This is a genomic window from Sporosarcina psychrophila (assembly GCF_001590685.1).
GTDB classification, from domain to species: domain Bacteria; phylum Bacillota; class Bacilli; order Bacillales_A; family Planococcaceae; genus Sporosarcina; species Sporosarcina psychrophila.
In genome coordinates this window covers 4,151,851-4,170,794 of record NZ_CP014616.1, presented here as the reverse complement: position 1 = coordinate 4,170,794, position 18,944 = coordinate 4,151,851, and the positions used below count along the sequence as shown (strand labels likewise).

Below are 18,944 nucleotides of genomic sequence, written 5' to 3'. Positions count from 1 at the left end.
GCTAGACACCATAAGAAGGCAGGTGGTATAAAATGGACGCTTTGAATTTATGGAAGCTTCAACTCGAGCAGCTTTTAGCGGAAATGGCTGAACAGACAGACCTTATACCGGGCACAATTTTCGTCATCGGCTGCTCGACCTCTGAAATTGCCGGTAAACGAATCGGCACTGGAGGGGCGCTTGAAATTGGAAAAGCGCTATACGACCCCTTAAAAGACTTTGCCAAAAAACATAAACTATTTCTTGCATTCCAAGGATGTGAACATATTAACAGGGCGCTGACAATTGAACGTCACGCGGCTGAAAAGTTCATGCTAGAGCCAGTTTCAGTCATTCCAATGATAGATGCGGGTGGTTCAATGTCGGCCTACGCCTATCAGCATATGAATGACCCTGTAGTTGTAGAGGAAATTCGCGCAAGTGCAGGCATCGATATTGGACAAACATTAATCGGCATGCATTTGAAACGGGTTGCTGTCCCTTTACGCACATCAATTGGGCAAATCGGCAATGCAGTTGTCACGGTCGCAACAACCAGACCGAAGTTAATAGGTGGAATTAGAGCAACATATTTAGAATAGCGGAAGCGGCCCGCATAGACGCGACAGGCGCAAGACGGAAAAGGAACGCAGCCTAATATCGCCACTTCCTGTGGCAACAAAGAGGGATGCAGTTCAATCCCTCTCCGCCGCATGACCCACTTCGTGTGGGCCTCCGAGCGTCTGGCCGCTGTAGACTGGACAAAAAAATAGATGATGAAGGGAAATGAGAATATGGAATTGAACAAATTGGGCAACGTACAACGTGAAGATGAGGCAGTATACGAAGCGATTATGGCGGAGAAAAAGCGTCAACAGTCAAATATTGAACTAATTGCATCTGAAAACTTCGTAACAGAAGCGGTTATGGAAGCACAAGGTTCTTATTTAACGAACAAATACGCTGAGGGCTACCCTGGCAAACGCTATTACGGCGGTTGCGAACATGTCGACGTCGTTGAAAATATTGCACGTGACCGAGTGAAAGAAATCTTCGGCGCGGAATATGCAAACGTTCAGCCGCACTCTGGTGCACAAGCAAATATGGCTGTTTATTTTGCAGTACTTGAGCCTGGAGATACTGTTCTTGGTATGAATCTTTCGCACGGCGGTCACTTGACACACGGAAGCCCAGTTAACTTCTCAGGTAAATTGTATAACTTTGTTGATTACGGAGTGAGCAAGGAAGATGAGCTAATTGACTACGAAGATGTCCGTCAAAAAGCGCTTGAGCATAAGCCGAAAATGATCGTAGCGGGTGCGAGTGCCTATCCACGTGAAATTGATTTTGCTAAGTTCCGTGAAATTGCGGATGAAGTGGGCGCGTACCTATTCGTCGACATGGCGCATATCGCAGGGCTTGTAGCAGTCGGCGAACATCAAAACCCAGTTCCGCATGCACACTTCGTCACTTCGACAACGCATAAAACATTACGCGGACCTCGTGGTGGACTTATTCTTTCTACAGAGGAATTTGGTCGTAAACTTGACAAGTCAATCTTCCCAGGAGTTCAAGGTGGACCATTGATGCACGTTATTGCTGCAAAAGCGGTGGCATTTGGCGAAGCACAGAAACCGGAATTCAAAACGTATATCCAACAAGTGAAGAGCAATGCGAAAGCATTAGCTGAAGCGCTAATAGCTGAAGGTGTAGACATCGTATCAGGCGGAACAGATAACCATTTGGTTTTGCTTAACCTGCGTTCACTTGAAATCACGGGTAAAATTGCAGAGCACGCACTAGATGAAATCGGCATCACTACGAACAAAAACACGATTCCATATGACACTGAAAGCCCGTTTGTTACTTCGGGAGTACGACTTGGAACACCAGCTGTTACAACACGTGGTTTCAAGGAAGAAGAAATGCGAGAAATCGCATCGATCATGGCGAAGGTTCTGAAAAATCATGAAGACGAAGCTGTGAAAAAAGAAGCTCAGCAACGTGTTACCGCATTGACGGACAAATTTCCGCTATATGCATAATATCTAAAGAAATAAGCCGCTATCAATATGGATGGCGGCTTATTTTTTCTTTCATTTGAAGGGGGGTTGAATGATGGGTAATCCTAGAAAAACACAGACTGAAAAAGCTGAAAAAGCAATATTGTTTAATTGGCTTCAACGTTTTGGAAGTCGTTTTCGAACAGGTTTCATTTTGACGGATCCATCTGTTTCAGACGATCCAGTTGTTTTTATCAATGAAGCATTTACAGAAATTACGGGCTACCCGTCCGAAGAAGTTATTGGGCAAAATTTGCGATTCATGCAAGGCGAAGAAACCGACATGGAGCTTATTGAGGAAATTAATAAGAAACTTCGCAAGGGAATGCCTGCGAATGCCGAGATCCTTCATTATAAAAAAGACGGTACTCCATTTTGGAATGAGCTTGTCATCCAGCCGCTCGTCGACGAAAAAGGGGAAGTTTTATTTACCTCTTCTTTCATTTTAGATGTGACGGAACGGAAAAAAGACGAATCCCTACTTCGATTACAAGAGGAGATTTTTTTAGGGATAAATACGGGAGCAGAACTCTCTGATTTATTACAAAAGATAGGAACCGTTGTCGAATCTTTCTTTCCAAAAGGGTCTGTATGTTCGATTCTTTTCAAAGAGCAAAATGATGGGTGGTACATCGGAGCAGCGGATTCAGTACCTGATCAATTGCTTGGAGAAATATTGGATAATGAGGCACTTGAAACCAGTTATATATCAGAAGATGTGATAGTCATGGAAAATAATCAAGAGAAAGTTCTACAAGGAGAAAAACCGGTAATTGATTTCCATTCGAACTGGTCGGTTCCGACATTTGACAGTGAAGATGAAATGGACGGACTCGTAACGGTGTTCGTGAAGAAAAACGGAAATCCAACAGAAACTCAAATTCAGTTTCTCAAAAAGATGGTCCCGATTGTCCAAATGACGAGAAAGCATTATACACAGCAGGCAGAGTATCGCAGGCTTGCTTTTACTGACCCGCAAACAGGATTGCCGAACCGTCATGCGTTTTTGAACCAACTTAAACATAATCTCTTAGATGGTCAAGGCCATTTTGTTGCGGTCATAGAACCAGGTGAATACGCAAAAATAGTTGACCTATATGGAAGAAATGCAGCCGATGAATTGTTTATCCAGCTGGGCAAACGAATCGAAAAAGCAGGGAAAAGAAACTCGAACTTTATCGGGCGTTTTTCAAGTGCATCACTCGTTATAACGGGTGAAAGCGGTGAAGGGAACTACCTTTTCGAATTAGGTACGATTGTTACGGAACCGTTCATTGTTGCGGGACAGGAACTGTTTATCACACTGAAAATCGGAATTTCATTTTCCGAAGGTGACAAAAAAAGTGAAGAGGAACTGCTGCGCCGGGCGGATATAGCTATGTCAGACGCGAAAAAGAAGCCTGGCAATGCGATGTCATTTTACAGGGATCTTCAAAACGAAGAAACAATCAAAGAAATGAAGATTGTCAATGAATTATCGAAAGCACTCATTGCACAGGAAATCGATGTCTACCTTCAGCCCAAAGTCGATTTGAAAGATGGAGCAATCATTGGCTTCGAAGCGCTTGCTCGCTGGTTTTCACCGGTGCTAGGCCCAGTTCCGCCGAATCTTTTCATCCCAGCCGCTGAAAATATGGGTAAAATCATTGAACTGGAAATAATTATATTATCAAAAGTAATGGAATGGCTGCGGAAACGTCAAAAGACAGGTGAAAAGATGTATCAGGTGGCCGTCAATATTTCTGTCCACCATTTCTTTGACCGGACTTTCGTCGAGAAGTTAATAAGGCTAGCTGATAACCATGACCTTTCACCCGAGTATATTATGTTGGAAATGACGGAGAGTATCGGACTCGTTGACATACAAAAGGCGAAATCGATTTTTCATGCACTAAATGCGGCAGGCTTTGAAATATCCGTCGATGATTTTGGTGTCGGCTATTCTTCGCTCAGCTATTTGCCTCAATTACCTCTTTGCGAATTGAAGATTGATCGAAGTTTCATTAGTGAGCTTGATGAACCGGGCACGCTCGCAGTCGTCAGAACAATCATTCAACTGGCTGAAAACCTTAATTTGACAACAGTTGCAGAAGGAATCGAAGAGGAAAGACATATTGAAATTTTACGTAATCTAGGCTGTAAAGTGGGGCAGGGTTTCTACTATTATAAGCCAATGCCTTTGCAAGAAATTCAGCGATTGCTTGCCGAATAGTTAGACATTAAGTAGTCAGATGTCTAGCGTACCTGAACTGGAATATATCTGTTATAATGAACAGGACATTCTAATAAAGGGGCGAATATTAATGCCGAAAATACATGTTTTTGACCATCCACTTATCCAACATAAACTTACGTACATACGTGATATCGAGACAGGAACGAAAGAATTCCGTGAGCTTGTCGATGAAGTAGCGACACTTATGGCTTACGAAATCACGCGCGAACTTCCACTTAAGGAAGTGGAAGTTCAAACGCCGGTCTGTAAAGCTAAATCGAGCGTACTTGCAGGCAAGAAACTTGGAATCGTTCCAATCTTACGTGCAGGTATTGGTATGGTAGATGGAATTCTAAAATTAATTCCAGCAGCAAAAGTAGGACATATCGGCCTGTACCGTGACCCTGAAACGTTGCAACCCATCGAATATTACGTAAAACTACCTTCCGATGTATCGGAACGTGACTTTATTCTCGTCGATCCGATGCTTGCAACGGGCGGATCTGCAATTGCAGCGGTCGAATCGTTGAAGAGCCGCGGTGCGAAAAACATTAAGTTCATGTGTCTAATTGCTGCTCCAGAAGGTGTGAAAGCATTGACAGATGCACATCCTGATGTGGATATTTATATCGCTGCGATGGATGAGAAATTGGATGAAAAAGGCTACATCGTACCAGGACTTGGTGATGCTGGCGACCGTCTATTCGGAACAAAATGATTTGGAAGGCGTGAAGATATTGACAAAGAAATGGAAAGTGATGACGATTTTCGGTACAAGGCCGGAAGCTATTAAAATGGCTCCACTTGTGTTGGAATTGCAAAAGCATTCGGACGACATCGAATCGATTGTGACGGTTACAGCGCAACATCGTGAAATGCTGGACCAAGTGCTTCACACATTCGGTATCACACCAGATTTTGATCTTAATATCATGAAAGATCGGCAAACACTTGTTGATGTTGCAACACGCGGACTCGAAGGGCTTGACCGTATCATGAAAGAAGCGCAACCCGATATCGTACTGGTCCACGGAGATACGTCGACAACTTTCATCGGTGGACTTGCAGCGTTTTACAACCGAGTTTCGGTTGGACATGTTGAAGCAGGGCTTCGTACGTGGGATAAATATTCACCGTACCCGGAAGAAATGAATAGGCAGCTAACAGGTGTCATTGCTGATCTTCATTTTTCACCGACAGAACAATCGGCTAACAATTTGATAGCCGAAGGAAAATCGAAAGATCGCATCTATATCACCGGAAATACTGCGATTGATGCGCTTCAAACGACAGTGCGTGAAGAGTACTCACACCCTGTTCTCGATAAAATCGGAACGGACAGGCTTATATTACTAACTGCACATCGTCGTGAAAACCTTGGCGAACCAATGCGCAACATGTTCCGTGCTATAAACCGGTTACTTGTGAAACATGATGATATCCAAGTTATCTATCCTGTTCACATGAATCCGGCAGTGCGCGAAGTAGCTGATGAACTTCTTGGAGGCAACAACCGCATTCATCTGATCGAACCGCTTGAAGTTGTTGACTTCCACAATTTTGCAGCACGATCACACATTATCTTGACGGACTCAGGTGGTATCCAAGAAGAAGCGCCTTCACTTGGTAAACCGGTTATCGTCTTGCGCGATACAACCGAACGCCCGGAAGGTATCAAAGCGGGGACATTAAAACTGGCCGGTACGGATGAAGAAACAATCTTCACATTGACGGATGAACTTTTAACCAATGAAGCAGAATACAGCAGAATGGCAAAAGCGTCCAATCCATATGGTGACGGACACGCTTCTGAACGAATCGTTGAAGCGTTGAAAGAGTACTTATCTTCTATAGAATAACAAGTAGCACGACGACCGGATAAATCCGGTCGTATTTTTTTGGAATAGGGTCATGGAATTTCAAAAAAATAGGGAAAGTCCTAATTGAAAACCCAAAATCATTAATATTCATCGAACAACCTTCCAATTTTGTCGAATGTTTGACAATGTGAAGTCTTTGTGAAAAATTTCACTGTAATCAATTGACATCAAAATATGCCTATTGTATGCTTACAAAGGGTAAGAATGATAGGGTTTTCATATATGAAACGGCGACATAATGTGAATGTTAAGGCTGTGTTAGCATCCTATCGTTTTTTGACGGATGTGCAGAGGCTTAAATAGCATCATGCATTTGATTAAACGCAGCATCTGCCGAATTGCCTTCCATTCGACAATACTCGCACAACTTACAGGTTCCATCCTTTTCAGAGTCTTGCCAAGAATAGTGTAAGCGGCCTGCTTAGACTGGACAAATAACTGGCTGGACAGCGAAACGGGACCACCCCGCTTTTTCTTGTGATTTGCTTGCTACTAAGCCTTATCTCAATCGAAGTTGCAAGGCTCCATACAATTTGGAAATACGAATCAGGAGAATCACCTACATGCAAACATTGCAAGAAATTCATAGAAAGCAAAAGAAGGCTCTCTTTTTTTTGCTCGCATTGTTCGTTCTAGGGTGGGCATTAACTGATTTGAAGCCGATTTTCGCAGGATTAATTCTCGGATCTCTGTTCGGATTGTATAATTTTTGGATTCTTGTCCGTAGAATGGAGAGATTCGACAAGATTTTTACGGAGGGTAAGAAAAGAGCATCACTTGGAACGCTGATGCGTTTCGCATCCGGTGTGGCTGCGGCGGCAGTCGCGATTTCGCTGCCGGAACATTTTAACCTGGTTAGTTCGGTTATCGGGCTTATGATTCCTTACATCCTGCTATTGGCTGATGGGATTATATTCCGTACAAAAAACCATTAAAGCTTTTTCGAAGAAAAGAGCTTACATCGATTTTTGCTTTTTCGAAGAAATGAGCTAACATCGAACTTTTCTGTTTCTCAGAAAATGCTTAAACCGATTGTGAAAGGGAGGTGAACGAAACGTGACCCACGAAAATCCGACGAGAGTGTGGCTCGGATTGACATTTAACTTGTCAAACGTCCTTATGCTTTTCATCACGTGCCTGATTGTATTCCTTATCGCATTCATTGCAACACGTAAAATGCAACTGAAACCTACGGGTATGCAGAACTTTATGGAATGGATCATGGATTTCGTAAAAGGTATTATTAAGAACAATATGGACTGGAAAACAGGCGGGCGCTTCCATGTACTTGGAATAACGCTATTAATGTTTGTTTTTGTAGCCAACGTAATCGGACTTCCATTCTCTATTCAAGTGAATCACGTGCTGTGGTGGAAATCACCAACGGCAGATCCAACAGTCACATTGACACTTGCTGCAATGGTCGTTGTTTTATCGCATTACTACGGTATCAAATTATTGGGCCTCAAAGAATATGGGAAAGGTTATTTAAAACCAATGCCATTTATGGCCCCATTGAAAGTAATTGAGGAGTTTGCAAACACGCTGACACTTGGTCTGCGTCTTTACGGTAACATCTATGCAGGTGAGGTCCTACTTGGTCTTCTTGCAACACTTGGAGCAGGAAGTGTCTACGGCTTTGTCGGCGCCCTGGTTCCAGCACTCGCTTGGCAAGGGTTCTCGATCTTTATCGGAGCAATCCAGGCATTCATCTTTGTTATGTTATCGATGGTCTATATGGCGCATAAAGTCAAAACAGACCATTAAACATATACTGCCCGTTTAACGGGTGAACAAACAAAAAAACTCGAAAATATTAGGAGGAAATTATACTATGGGTTTATTAGCAGCTGCAATCGCAATCGGTCTTGGTGCACTTGGTGCAGGTATCGGTAACGGTCTTATCGTTTCAAAAACAGTTGAAGGGATCGCTCGTCAACCAGAAGCACGTGGCGTTCTTCAATCAACAATGTTCATCGGTGTTGCACTAGTTGAGGCGATTCCTATTATCGCAGTAGTAGTAGCGTTCATCGTTATGAACAAATAATAATTACCAACAGTAACAAAATGGCGAAGAGCGCACTACAAAGTCCTTCGCCATTCCTTTATGGAGAAAAATGTGTAACACAACTTGCGAAATAATGAACAACTAACTATATTCGATGAATTATAAGCTCTTGAAGGGAGTGAAACAATCGTGTTTTTGGATACCTTCGTCCTATTGGCAGCAGATGTAGCCGATCCAGGATTCTTAGCAAAACTGAACGATAGAATAAACCTTGGTGATATAATTGTCACACTTTCGTTTTTCACGATTCTCATGCTTCTTCTGAAGAAGTTTGCTTGGGGCCCACTTATGGGTGTCATGGATCAACGTGCTGAGTTGATTGCAAATGAAATCGAATCGGCTGAAAAGAGCCGTGCAGAATCACAAAAGATTCTTGAAGAACAGCGTAACCTTTTGAATGAAGCGCGTAATAACGCTCAGGCGATTGTTGAAAATGCCCGTAAGCAAGGCGAAACTCAACGTACAGAAATCATCACAGCAGCTCGTTCAGAAGTGGGTCGTATGAAAGAAGAAGCAACTCTTGAAATTGCATCTGAAAAAGACAAAGCGATCGCGGCAGTTCGCGGAGAATTCGTATCTCTTTCTATCCTTGCAGCATCTAAAGTGCTCGGTAAAGAAATTTCCGAGGAAGATAATCGTGCATTGATTGAAGAAACGATTGCGAAGGCAGGCGAAGGGCGATGAGCCAATCGGTTGTAGCAAAACGCTATGCACAAGCATTGTTTGAACTAGCACAAACAAACGGACAAACTGGCGCAATTCAAGAAGATCTTCTTGAATTGAAAAAAGTTTTCCAAACAAATCCAGAGCTCGGTCAATTACTTCAATCACCGAGATTAAAATCAGCAAAAAAGAAAGAGCTTATGGCAGATTCATTCAAAGGCGCGAATCAGCTCATTTTGAATACTTTGTTCCTAATGCTCGATAAAAAACGCATAGACGAGGTTGTAAACCTTGTTAACGAGTTTATCTCTTATGCGAATGATGCAGCAGGCATCGCTGACGCGAAAGTGTATTCTACACGTCTGCTTACAGTTGATGAAAGCCAAGCTATCTCTACTGCATTCGCCAAAAAGATTGGTAAAACAGCATTGCGAATTGAAAACATCATCGATCCGAGCTTACTTGGAGGCATCCGTCTTCAAATTGGTAACATTATCTACGACAGCAGCGTAAGCGCGAAGCTTGAGCGACTGGAACGGGATCTTATCGGTTCATAAATCTGAAATTTGAGGGGTGACATGCATGAGCATCAAAGCTGAGGAAATCAGTGTTCTCATAAAACAGCAGATTGAAAATTATCAATCTGAGATGAAAGTGAGCGAAGTCGGTACAGTTATCGCAATTGGTGACGGTATCGCACGTGCTCATGGCCTCGACAACGTCATGGCTGGGGAACTTTTAGAGTTCTCAACTGGCGTCATGGGTCTGGCTCAAAACTTGGAAGCGAACAACGTTGGTATCGTTATCCTAGGGCCTTACACAGACATCAAAGAAGGCGATGAAGTACGTCGAACAGGCCGTATTATGGAAGTTCCAGTTGGAAAAGAATTAATCGGACGCGTTGTAAATCCACTTGGGCAACCAGTTGATGGATTAGGTCCGATCAATACGACAAAAACACGTCCAATCGAAAGCCCAGCACAAGGGGTTATGGCGCGTAAATCCGTTCATGAACCACTACAAACGGGTATTAAAGCGATTGATGCACTTGTACCAATCGGCCGCGGACAGCGTGAATTGATCATCGGTGACCGTCAAACAGGTAAAACGACAGTTGCAATCGATACAATTCTGAACCAAGCTGACCAAGATATGATTTGTATTTATGTAGCAATTGGACAAAAGGAATCAACAGTTCGTGGTGTTGTTGAAACACTTCGTAAAAACGGCGCACTTGATTACACAATCGTTGTTACGGCGTCTGCTTCACAACCATCACCATTACTATACCTTGCACCATACACAGGAATAACAATGGCTGAAGAATTCATGTTCGATGGTAAGCACGTTCTAATCGTGTATGATGATCTATCTAAACAAGCAGCGGCATACCGTGAACTTTCTTTACTACTTCGTCGTCCTCCAGGCCGTGAAGCTTATCCTGGTGATGTTTTCTATCTTCACTCTCGTTTACTTGAACGCGCAGCGAAGTTGAATGACACACTTGGTGCAGGTTCTATCACGGCATTACCATTCGTTGAAACACAAGCTGGAGATATCTCTGCTTATATTCCAACGAACGTAATTTCTATCACTGATGGACAAATTTTCCTTCAATCTGACCTATTCTTCTCGGGTGTACGTCCAGCGATTAACGCCGGTCTTTCAGTTTCCCGTGTTGGTGGATCAGCGCAAATCAAAGCAATGAAAAAAGTTGCGGGTACACTACGTCTTGACCTTGCGGCATACCGTGAGCTTGAAGCGTTCTCACAATTCGGCTCAAACCTTGATTCTGCAACTCAAGCGAAACTGGATCGCGGAGCGCGTACAGTTGAAATCTTGAAGCAAGACTTGAATAAACCGTTTAAAGTTGAGCAACAAGTTATGGTTCTTTACGCATTGACACGTGGATTCCTTGACGATATCGCTGTCAAAGATATTCTTCGTTTCGAAAGCGAACTTTTAAGCTGGCTTGAAACTAACCACACTGACGTTTTAGATCATATTCGTACGACGAAAGACCTTCCAGCTGATGAATTGATGGCAACAGCACTCAACGCATTCAAGAAGATTTTCGCACGTTCTGAATAATTCTAGTTGGAATCAAATTTGACGTTCTTCGTCAAAGTGACCAAAAAAAAACAAAAGGTGGTGAGAATTGCCAATGGCATCTTTACGCGACATAGAAAACCGTATTAAATCGACGAAAAAGACAAGTCAGATTACGAAAGCAATGCAAATGGTCTCTGCTTCTAAATTAAGCCGTGCCGAGCTGAATGCGAAAGCGTTCATCCCATACATGGAAAAAATTCAAGAAGTTGTAGGTTCAATCGCAGCTGGAACAAGTGACTTGAGTCACCCGATGATGATATCTAGACCTGTTAAAAAGACAGGTTATATCGTGATTACATCTGACCGTGGACTTGTAGGGGGTTACAATGCTAACATCCTACGTATCGCAAAACGTGCGATTGAAACACGCCACACTTCGAAAGAAGAAGTGAGCATCATTTCAATCGGACAAAAAGGCCACGACTATTTCGAAAGACTAGGTTTCAACATAGCTGAAAGTAAGATCGGTCTATCTGACCATCCTTCTTTCGACGAAATAAAAGATATCGCGAAGCGTGCTGTTGGCATGTTCACAGAAGGCGAGTATGACGAAGTGTACTTGTATTACAACCACTTCGTTTCCGCCATCGCAAGTGAAGTGACGGAAAAGAAATTGCTTCCGCTCACTGACATCACATCGACTGCCGCTACTACTTCATATGAGTTTGAGCCTTCTGGCGAAGCAATTCTTGAAGTGCTTCTGCCGCAATACGCGGAAAGCCTTATTTATGGAGCTGTAATTGACGGAAAAGCGAGTGAACATGCTTCCAGTATGACAGCGATGAAAACTGCTACTGATAATGCAGCTGATTTGATAGATTCTTTAACACTTTCATTCAACCGTGCACGACAAGCTGCGATCACGCAACAAATTACGGAGATCGTTGGCGGCGTCGCAGCTCTTGAATAAGAGTGGGCACTGTACGGCAAAGAGTAAGACAGGAGGGAAAAAGTATGAATAAAGGACATGTTCTTCAAGTAATGGGTCCGGTTGTTGACGTTAAGTTTGAAGACGGACAACTTCCATCTATTTATAACGCATTGAAGGTCCAAATTGAACGTCCAAACGCTGAGCCTGAAACGTTGACACTTGAAGTCGCGCTACACCTCGGGGATGATTCTGTACGTACTATTGCGATGTCTTCAACAGATGGTCTACAACGTGGTACTGTAGTTGATGATATGGGTTCTTCGATTACTGTCCCAGTTGGTGACATTACACTAGGACGCGTATTTAACGTACTTGGAGAGATTATTGACCTTGGTGAGGAAATCCCGGCTTCAGAACGCCGCGACCCGATTCACCGTTTAGCTCCAGTATTCGAAGAACTTTCAACTGAAGTTGAAATTCTTGAAACAGGTATTAAAGTTGTTGATATGCTTGCTCCATACATTAAAGGTGGTAAAATCGGCCTCTTCGGTGGTGCTGGTGTAGGTAAAACAGTTCTAATACAAGAATTGATCAATAACATCGCTCAAGAACACGGTGGTATTTCCGTATTCGCAGGCGTTGGAGAACGTACTCGTGAAGGTAATGACTTGTTCTACGAAATGACAGATTCCGGCGTTATTAAGAAAACGGCAATGGTATTCGGTCAAATGAATGAGCCACCTGGTGCACGTATGCGTGTTGCATTAACTGGTCTTACAATGGCAGAACATTTCCGTGACGTACAAGGCGCGAACGTGCTTCTGTTCATCGATAATATTTTCCGCTTCACACAAGCGGGTTCTGAAGTTTCAGCACTACTTGGCCGTATGCCATCAGCAGTTGGTTACCAACCGACACTGGCAACGGAAATGGGTATGCTTCAAGAACGTATTACATCGACAAACTTAGGTTCTGTTACGTCTATCCAAGCAATTTATGTACCAGCGGATGACTATACTGACCCGGCTCCTGCTACGACGTTTGCTCACCTTGACGCAACGACGAACCTTGAGCGTAAACTTTCTGAAATGGGTATTTACCCTGCGGTTGACCCACTTGCTTCGACTTCACGTGCATTAAGCCCGGAAATCGTTGGCGAAGAGCATTACAACATTGCACGTCAAGTTCAACAAACGCTTCAGCGTTACCGTGAACTTCAAGATATCATCGCAATACTAGGTATGGATGAACTTGGAGAAGAAGATAAGCAGTTAGTTGGACGCGCACGTCGTGTTCAAAACTTCCTGTCACAAAACTTCCACGTTGCTGAGCAGTTCACAGGACAAAAAGGATCTTACGTACAGGTTTCCGAAACAATTAAAGGCTTCAGCGAAATTCTTGCAGGTAAGTACGATCACCTTCCAGAAGACGCATTCCGACTTGTTGGAACGATTGAAGACGTAATTGCTAAAGCTAAAGGTATGGGTGTTGAAGTTTAATTCAATTCAGCAGGATTCTAACCCCTTCTGAATTGAATTATAGCCTCAGGCGGATGTCACAGATTTTTATTGGGCTTACTCGATAAAAAACTGGGTGTAAATACACCGAGGCGTACTTGATTAGAAGGGACCAGGAGGGAAAAAAATGAAGACAATTAAAGTCAATATCGTCACTCCCGACGGCCCTGTTGTTGAAACTGAAGCGAACATGATCATCGCAGTTACCGAAACAGGTGAAATCGGGATCCTTCCCGGCCACATCGCGATGGTCGCACCGCTTCAAATCGGTGGGCTTCGCCTGCAGAAGGATGATTCGACGGAACAAATTGCCGTTCATGGCGGTTTCATCGAAGTCCGTCCGGATGTTGTCACTGTTTTAGCACAAAGTGCAGAACTGGCTTCTTCTATTGATATCGACCGTGCTAAAAAAGCGGCGAAACTAGCAGAAGAGACACTTCAGGCAAAAAAAGAAGGCAGAGAACACGAATTAGCGGCACTGGATTTAGAACGTGCCCTCAATCGTATCAATGTCTACGAAACAAGAAAAAAATGAGTTGTTGATGTGGGCGGACAGGGGAAAAAATTCTTCTGTTCGCCTTTTCAATGTAGTCATACCAAATCTTCAATTCTAGCTTAATGAACAAGGGAGGGCTTCAAATGGGCGACATAATTGCATTTCAACCACTTTTGGCCATCGTATCGCATACTTTTTTTATAGCCATCTCATTTTATGCACTACAGGCAATCATGCCAGAAAAAATTATTAAAAAGAACCGTGTCTTCCAAGCACAATTATTGTTCATTTTACTCAGTATTTTAATGGGTTGGGCAGTATCGAATTTCTTTTTAGAGCTATCCTATTGGTCAGGAAGACTTCCATTTATGTTTGGCTAAAGTTTCAATTTCGATTCAATATATGTACTTTTTATACGATGAGTTGATAAGATACATGTAGTCGCCGCGTATACGAAAAAGCCGTAGATGTCTCCGTAAGAATACTACTATGACTTGATAAAGAAATTCGTATTCGGGGCGATGACATGAAATTCATCACTTTGTGTTAATGTAAGGTTTGTTATTACTTAATACGGGGAACTTAAGTGACAAGCGGAGAGCTATTATGACACAAAACGGCAAAAGTGCACATAGTATAAACTACTTGGCGCTTAGACCGAAAAATAGACCAGACGTTACTTGTTTAATAAGCAAGGGCACTGTAGAATAGTATATGTTTTGATGATGAATTTTTTGCGAAAATAATATATAACTACAACATGTTTGGCTACAACTTAGGAGTCGGAGGGACTTGTTTTGGATAAAATAATTATCAACGGTGGACGTGTACTTAAAGGAAACGTTCGAGTCGAGGGCGCTAAAAACGCAGTATTACCGATACTTGCGGCTGCACTTCTTGCATCAGAGGGTGTAAACGTAATACGTGACGTCCCAAATCTATCAGACGTTGGGACAATAAATCAAGTACTGAAAAGTTTAAATGCGAATGTGGATTATACACCTGAATTAAATGAAGTCATTATCGATTCTTCGGGTACGCTTTCAAGTGAAGCACAGTTCGAATATGTACGGAAAATGCGTGCATCTATTCTTGTCATGGGCCCACTACTTGCGCGTAATGGCTTTGCACGCGTTGCAATGCCTGGTGGTTGTGCAATTGGATCTCGACCAATTGACCAACATTTAAAAGGCTTTGAAGCGATGGGAGCAGAAATTACATTTGGCCACGGGCACGTTGAAGCGAAAGCGGAAAACGGTTTGAAAGGCGCTAAAATTTATCTCGATTTCCCAAGTGTCGGTGCAACTGAAAATATCATGACTGCAGCGGCATTGGCTAAAGGAACGACAATCATTGAAAACGCGGCGAAGGAACCTGAAATTGTAGACCTTGCCAACTTTATTAATGAAATGGGCGGTAAAGTTGTTGGAGCTGGTACGGATAATATCCGAATCGAAGGCGTCAATAAATTACATGGCACAATTCATCATATTATACCTGATCGTATCGAAACAGGTACATTCATGGTAGCAGCTGCAATTACAGGTGGCGATGTCATCATTGAAAATGCCGTACCTGAGCATAATGCTGCACTTATTTCGAAAATGGGCGAAATGGGCGTCGTAATTACGGAATTAGATGAAGGAGTTCGCGTTACTGCACAACTGCCTTTGAAATCCGTAGATTTGAAAACAATGCCACATCCAGGTTTCCCAACAGATATGCAGTCCCAAATGATGGCGCTTATGCTAACGTCGACGGGTACTGGTATCATAACTGAAACAGTTTTTGAAAATCGTTTCATGCACGTTGAAGAATTCCGCCGCATGAATGCTTCTATTAAAATCGAAGGCAGATCGGTTATTATTACAGGACCATCTGAACTTCAAGGCGCTGAAGTGGCGGCTACGGATCTTCGTGCAGCTGCAGCCCTTATTCTTGGAGGACTTGTAGCAGAAGGCGTTACTCGTGTTACTGAACTGGAGCATCTTGACCGCGGATATGTGAATTTCCATGGTAAACTTGCTGCACTTGGAGCGGATATCGTCCGTGTTTCACCGGAAATGCAAACGGAAAAATCAGCACAACTCGTTTAATCAAATTCAATACGTATTTGGAAAAGGCTGTAGAGCATTGACTGCGGCCTTTTTCGCATTTCATTTTATGTAATTATACGGGCAGGATGTTCTGCACGTAGACTGCCTACGTTTGTAATAGTACTCTGCACTTTCGCTCACCTCTAGACTACGCTCGAGGCATAAGTCAACCCAGCTAGAAAGGATTGAACTGCATCCTTCCCGGACAAAGAACGTCGCTTGGGTCTGCAGGATGCAGGCATTGCGACACGACGTCGCGAACTTAGACTGCCTTACTTTACCCATCTTATGCTTGTCGCATCTAGACGGAGTCCTGCACTTTCGCTAGTATGCCCAAAAAAGCAGGAATAAAACCCAATATGATTCATATAATTAATCATGGACAAACTACTAACAGCGTTATTCATTATACTTCTATTTTTCATCCCTCTATTATTGAGGCAGACGCCCGAAAAAGTCACTGAGCCCGGAGAACAGAAAGTGGAACTTTGCCCTGTAGACATCATGATTGCCGGTGCGGACAAGCCAATCTCGCTTGAGGAATATGTAGTGGGGGTCGTCGCAGCTGAAATGCCTGCAACGTTCCAGGAAGAGGCGCTAAAAGCTCAAGCGATTGCGGCCCGTACATATGCACTCCAGACAACAGATAACGGCAAAAAGGCAATTGCTCCTGACGTTTCCGCACAAGTTTATTCGTCAGAGGAGAAACGGAAAGAGCGATGGGGAAAAGAATTTAAGCGCAATGAAAAGAAAGTGCGTGCAGCGGTGGAAGCGACTGCGGGAGATACCATTGTTTATCAAGACAAAATGATATCGGCAATGTTTTTTTCCACATCTAATGGGAAGACTGAGACAGCACAAAACTTTAGCGGCAATGATATTCCCTATCTACAAAGTGTGGAAAGTCCCGGGGAGGGGGACGTTGAGGCAAAGGTAGAACGAACAGCCGAAATACCGCTTGCTAAATGGAATAAAACAATCGGGGGCAAGTGGAATGCCGATAGTTTCAGGTCGTTACAACTTGTACGCAATCCAACGGGCCGTGTCCAAAAAGTCGTAACTTCTGAATTCCAAGCGAGTGGTAGGGAAGTGCGTGAATTATTGGGACTAGCATCCACGGACTTTGATATCGCATTTGATGTGACAAATAAAATAGTGCATGTAACAACGACAGGATATGGTCACGGCGTTGGGATGAGTCAATATGGAGCAGAAGCATATGCTCAGAAAGGATGGGCAGCCGAGAAAATTCTTTTACACTATTACACAGGCACGCAAATAAAAAAATTCACATTACTTGATTCCCAATGTTTAAAAACTCCTTCACTTGCAAATAATAGCGAGTGAGGTGATGACAATGCGAGAAGAAAAACCGAAAGCCCCTTCTCAGAAGAACAAAAGTGCAAAGACAAAAAGCTGGTTTTGGCCTGTAGTCTATTCGGGTATCGCAATCGTCTTCGTCGGCATGATCTGGGGTTATAATGCATTCATGAAAGATGATGCCCCAGGATTTGCGGACGTTGCAGGGAAGGACCCTAAAGACGGATTGACGGTCGAGACGAACGCTGTAAAGGAAATGCCTAAATATCCATTTCCTGAAGCGCTCATTGATGATGTGGCCATTCTGCAAGATTATTATGATGTAGATGCAGAGGAAGCCATGCGTGAAAGTGCTATGCTCGTATTCGATCAGCAATATGTGATGAACACTGGCGTAACCATTTCAGTACAAGGCAAGCCATTCGAAGTCGTCGCTTCACTAAGCGGCACCGTGGAGGATGTCGTGCTAGACCCATTTAAAGGTGATGAAATCATACTTTCTCATGCAGATGGGTTGAAAACAATCTATCGATCCGTCTCAGGTATTCTCGTTAAAAAAGGTGAAGAGGTGGATCAGGGCCAAGCGCTCGGCACCGCTGCAGAAAACGATTGGAATAGTACAGTCGGTATCCACATTAATTTCGAAGTCCAAAAAGATGGAGTAGTCGTCAATCCGCGCTCATATCTTGCATTTTAAAACAGCACGTTCCCAGCCATTCCCGAATCAATCCGGAGTGGCTTTTTTTTTGTGAAATCAGACATATCCAACGCTGAACCGGTCATATCCGCCGCCGAATCGATCATATCCCACGCCGTCCGATTATAACCACCGCCGAATCGATCATATCCCACGCTGTCCGATCGTAACCACCGCCGAATCGATCATATCCCACGCGACCCGATCATAACCGCCGCCGATCCGATCATATCCCGCGCCACCCGATCATAACCACCGCCGAAGCGATCATACCCCGCGCCTCCCGATCATAACCACCGCCGAAGCGATCATATCCCACGCTACCCGATCATAACCACCGCCGAATCGATCATATCCCGCGCCACCCGATCATAACCACCACCGAATCGATCATATCCCACGCTACCCGATCATAACCACCACCGAATCGATCATATCTCACGCTACCCGATCATATCCCACGCCACCCGATAATATCCGCACGCCAACTAATCTACTGTCCCTCAACGACCGCCCGCATATCAAGCCCATTAATTGCATAAGATAAAGGAAGAATCGGACCTGACACGAAAGGAAGAGGGCGTGCACGAGCAAATACGGAGGCGATGCGTGCGCCTCGGAAAAATGTTGCTGGAAACTGGACTTACCGTACGGGCGTTAGCAAAAGCGACAGGCTATTCGAAAAGCACGGTCCACAAAGATTTGACGGAACGTTTGCCTAACGTCGATGTGGCACTGTCTGAAGAAGTCGCAAAAATACTTGCCTATCATAAGTCTGTCAGACATTTACGGGGCGGCGAGGCGACGAGAGTTAAATGGATGAACGAAACGAAAAAAGTAGGAAGCAGTTAGGATGAAAGGCGGATCGCAGACTCATTGCGATCCGCCTTTCCTATTGTCTAGGCTCCTGCCGCTAAACTCTCTCGTGATATGTCTTTCGCGTCTGAACGGCGCCTTCCACTTTTCG

At 43.7% G+C, this 18,944-nt stretch carries 20 protein-coding genes; 19 read left to right on the top strand and 1 reads right to left on the bottom strand.

Annotated features, from left to right (window positions below; translation table 11 throughout):
- Positions 1-32 precede the first annotated feature (32 nt).
- The 18 genes from AZE41_RS19500 (at position 33) to AZE41_RS19415 (ending at position 17,977) form a co-directional block, all read left to right on the top strand.
- Positions 33-581, top strand: a complete 549-nt coding sequence (locus AZE41_RS19500) for a TIGR01440 family protein (RefSeq protein ID WP_067213137.1) — start codon at positions 33-35, stop codon at positions 579-581.
- A gap of 192 nt (positions 582-773) precedes the next feature.
- A complete protein-coding gene (locus AZE41_RS19495) occupies positions 774-2,024 on the top strand; it encodes a serine hydroxymethyltransferase (RefSeq protein ID WP_067213134.1) in 1,251 nt (416 codons plus the stop codon).
- A 73-nt stretch (positions 2,025-2,097) separates the two neighbouring features.
- Complete coding sequence (locus tag AZE41_RS19490) at positions 2,098-4,254, top strand: putative bifunctional diguanylate cyclase/phosphodiesterase (RefSeq protein WP_067213132.1); 2,157 nt, start codon at positions 2,098-2,100, stop codon at positions 4,252-4,254.
- Positions 4,255-4,345: 91 nt separating this feature from the next.
- On the top strand, positions 4,346-4,975 hold the full coding sequence (upp, locus tag AZE41_RS19485; protein WP_067213129.1) for a uracil phosphoribosyltransferase: 630 nt from the start codon (positions 4,346-4,348) through the stop codon (positions 4,973-4,975).
- A gap of 19 nt (positions 4,976-4,994) precedes the next feature.
- On the top strand, positions 4,995-6,116 hold the full coding sequence (wecB, locus tag AZE41_RS19480) for a non-hydrolyzing UDP-N-acetylglucosamine 2-epimerase (RefSeq protein ID WP_067214075.1): 1,122 nt from the start codon (positions 4,995-4,997) through the stop codon (positions 6,114-6,116).
- A gap of 584 nt (positions 6,117-6,700) precedes the next feature.
- Positions 6,701-7,072: an ATP synthase subunit I gene (locus AZE41_RS19475; protein WP_067213126.1), complete on the top strand. Its 372-nt coding sequence runs from the start codon at positions 6,701-6,703 to the stop codon at positions 7,070-7,072.
- A gap of 121 nt (positions 7,073-7,193) precedes the next feature.
- Positions 7,194-7,904: a F0F1 ATP synthase subunit A gene (gene atpB / locus AZE41_RS19470; protein WP_067213124.1), complete on the top strand. Its 711-nt coding sequence runs from the start codon at positions 7,194-7,196 to the stop codon at positions 7,902-7,904.
- A 67-nt stretch (positions 7,905-7,971) separates the two neighbouring features.
- Entirely contained in the window at positions 7,972-8,184 is a 213-nt protein-coding gene (atpE, locus tag AZE41_RS19465) for a F0F1 ATP synthase subunit C (RefSeq protein WP_067213121.1), read from the top strand.
- 150 nt (positions 8,185-8,334) lie between these two features.
- Positions 8,335-8,889, top strand: coding sequence for a F0F1 ATP synthase subunit B (gene atpF, locus AZE41_RS19460; RefSeq protein ID WP_082786737.1), 555 nt, complete (start codon positions 8,335-8,337; stop codon positions 8,887-8,889).
- A complete protein-coding gene (locus AZE41_RS19455; protein WP_067213118.1) occupies positions 8,886-9,425 on the top strand; it encodes a F0F1 ATP synthase subunit delta in 540 nt (179 codons plus the stop codon). Before atpF ends, AZE41_RS19455 begins: the two co-directional genes overlap by 4 nt.
- Positions 9,426-9,450: 25 nt before the next feature.
- Positions 9,451-10,959, top strand: coding sequence for a F0F1 ATP synthase subunit alpha (atpA, locus tag AZE41_RS19450; protein WP_067213115.1), 1,509 nt, complete (start codon positions 9,451-9,453; stop codon positions 10,957-10,959).
- A gap of 73 nt (positions 10,960-11,032) precedes the next feature.
- Positions 11,033-11,890, top strand: a complete 858-nt coding sequence (gene atpG / locus AZE41_RS19445; RefSeq protein WP_067213113.1) for an ATP synthase F1 subunit gamma — start codon at positions 11,033-11,035, stop codon at positions 11,888-11,890.
- Positions 11,891-11,934: 44 nt separating this feature from the next.
- Positions 11,935-13,350 carry a F0F1 ATP synthase subunit beta gene (gene atpD, locus AZE41_RS19440; RefSeq protein ID WP_067213110.1) on the top strand — a complete coding sequence of 472 codons (1,416 nt, stop codon included), beginning with the start codon at positions 11,935-11,937 and terminating at the stop codon, positions 13,348-13,350.
- A 145-nt stretch (positions 13,351-13,495) separates the two neighbouring features.
- Entirely contained in the window at positions 13,496-13,903 is a 408-nt protein-coding gene (locus AZE41_RS19435; protein WP_067213107.1) for a F0F1 ATP synthase subunit epsilon, read from the top strand.
- Between the two features lie 104 nt (positions 13,904-14,007).
- Entirely contained in the window at positions 14,008-14,244 is a 237-nt protein-coding gene (locus AZE41_RS19430; protein WP_067213105.1) for a DUF1146 family protein, read from the top strand.
- A 417-nt stretch (positions 14,245-14,661) separates the two neighbouring features.
- Positions 14,662-15,960, top strand: a complete 1,299-nt coding sequence (murA, locus tag AZE41_RS19425) for a UDP-N-acetylglucosamine 1-carboxyvinyltransferase (RefSeq protein ID WP_067213102.1) — start codon at positions 14,662-14,664, stop codon at positions 15,958-15,960.
- Between the two features lie 378 nt (positions 15,961-16,338).
- Positions 16,339-17,307, top strand: a complete 969-nt coding sequence (gene spoIID / locus AZE41_RS19420; RefSeq protein WP_067213100.1) for a stage II sporulation protein D — start codon at positions 16,339-16,341, stop codon at positions 17,305-17,307.
- Between the two features lie 10 nt (positions 17,308-17,317).
- Entirely contained in the window at positions 17,318-17,977 is a 660-nt protein-coding gene (locus tag AZE41_RS19415) for a M23 family metallopeptidase (protein ID WP_067213098.1), read from the top strand.
- Here AZE41_RS19415 and AZE41_RS22930 read toward each other — a convergent pair.
- Entirely contained in the window at positions 17,974-18,132 is a 159-nt protein-coding gene (locus tag AZE41_RS22930; RefSeq protein ID WP_156476112.1) for a hypothetical protein, read from the bottom strand. The two genes, AZE41_RS19415 and AZE41_RS22930, sit on opposite strands and share 4 nt — an antisense overlap.
- A 427-nt stretch (positions 18,133-18,559) precedes the next feature.
- Here AZE41_RS22930 and AZE41_RS19410 point away from each other — a divergent pair, with 427 nt between their 5' ends.
- Positions 18,560-18,829: a sporulation transcriptional regulator SpoIIID gene (locus tag AZE41_RS19410; RefSeq protein ID WP_067213089.1), complete on the top strand. Its 270-nt coding sequence runs from the start codon at positions 18,560-18,562 to the stop codon at positions 18,827-18,829.
- Positions 18,830-18,944 lie beyond the last annotated feature (115 nt).

Bases quoted from the DNA above. Each gene is read 5' to 3' on its own strand.
- atpE (WP_067213121.1), top strand. From the start codon at position 7,972: ATGGGTTTATTAGCAGCTGCAATCGCAATCGGTCTTGGTGCACTTGGT.
- AZE41_RS19495 (WP_067213134.1), top strand. From the start codon at position 774: ATGGAATTGAACAAATTGGGCAACGTACAACGTGAAGATGAGGCAGTA.
- AZE41_RS19475 (WP_067213126.1), top strand. From the start codon at position 6,701: ATGCAAACATTGCAAGAAATTCATAGAAAGCAAAAGAAGGCTCTCTTT.
- AZE41_RS19415 (WP_067213098.1), top strand. From the start codon at position 17,318: ATGCGAGAAGAAAAACCGAAAGCCCCTTCTCAGAAGAACAAAAGTGCA.
- AZE41_RS19430 (WP_067213105.1), top strand. From the start codon at position 14,008: ATGGGCGACATAATTGCATTTCAACCACTTTTGGCCATCGTATCGCAT.
- AZE41_RS19435 (WP_067213107.1), top strand. From the start codon at position 13,496: ATGAAGACAATTAAAGTCAATATCGTCACTCCCGACGGCCCTGTTGTT.
- atpA (WP_067213115.1), top strand. From the start codon at position 9,451: ATGAGCATCAAAGCTGAGGAAATCAGTGTTCTCATAAAACAGCAGATT.
- upp (WP_067213129.1), top strand. From the start codon at position 4,346: ATGCCGAAAATACATGTTTTTGACCATCCACTTATCCAACATAAACTT.
- AZE41_RS19490 (WP_067213132.1), top strand. From the start codon at position 2,098: ATGGGTAATCCTAGAAAAACACAGACTGAAAAAGCTGAAAAAGCAATA.
- AZE41_RS19500 (WP_067213137.1), top strand. From the start codon at position 33: ATGGACGCTTTGAATTTATGGAAGCTTCAACTCGAGCAGCTTTTAGCG.
- atpD (WP_067213110.1), top strand. From the start codon at position 11,935: ATGAATAAAGGACATGTTCTTCAAGTAATGGGTCCGGTTGTTGACGTT.
- atpG (WP_067213113.1), top strand. From the start codon at position 11,033: ATGGCATCTTTACGCGACATAGAAAACCGTATTAAATCGACGAAAAAG.
- spoIID (WP_067213100.1), top strand. From the start codon at position 16,339: ATGGACAAACTACTAACAGCGTTATTCATTATACTTCTATTTTTCATC.
- AZE41_RS19455 (WP_067213118.1), top strand. From the start codon at position 8,886: ATGAGCCAATCGGTTGTAGCAAAACGCTATGCACAAGCATTGTTTGAA.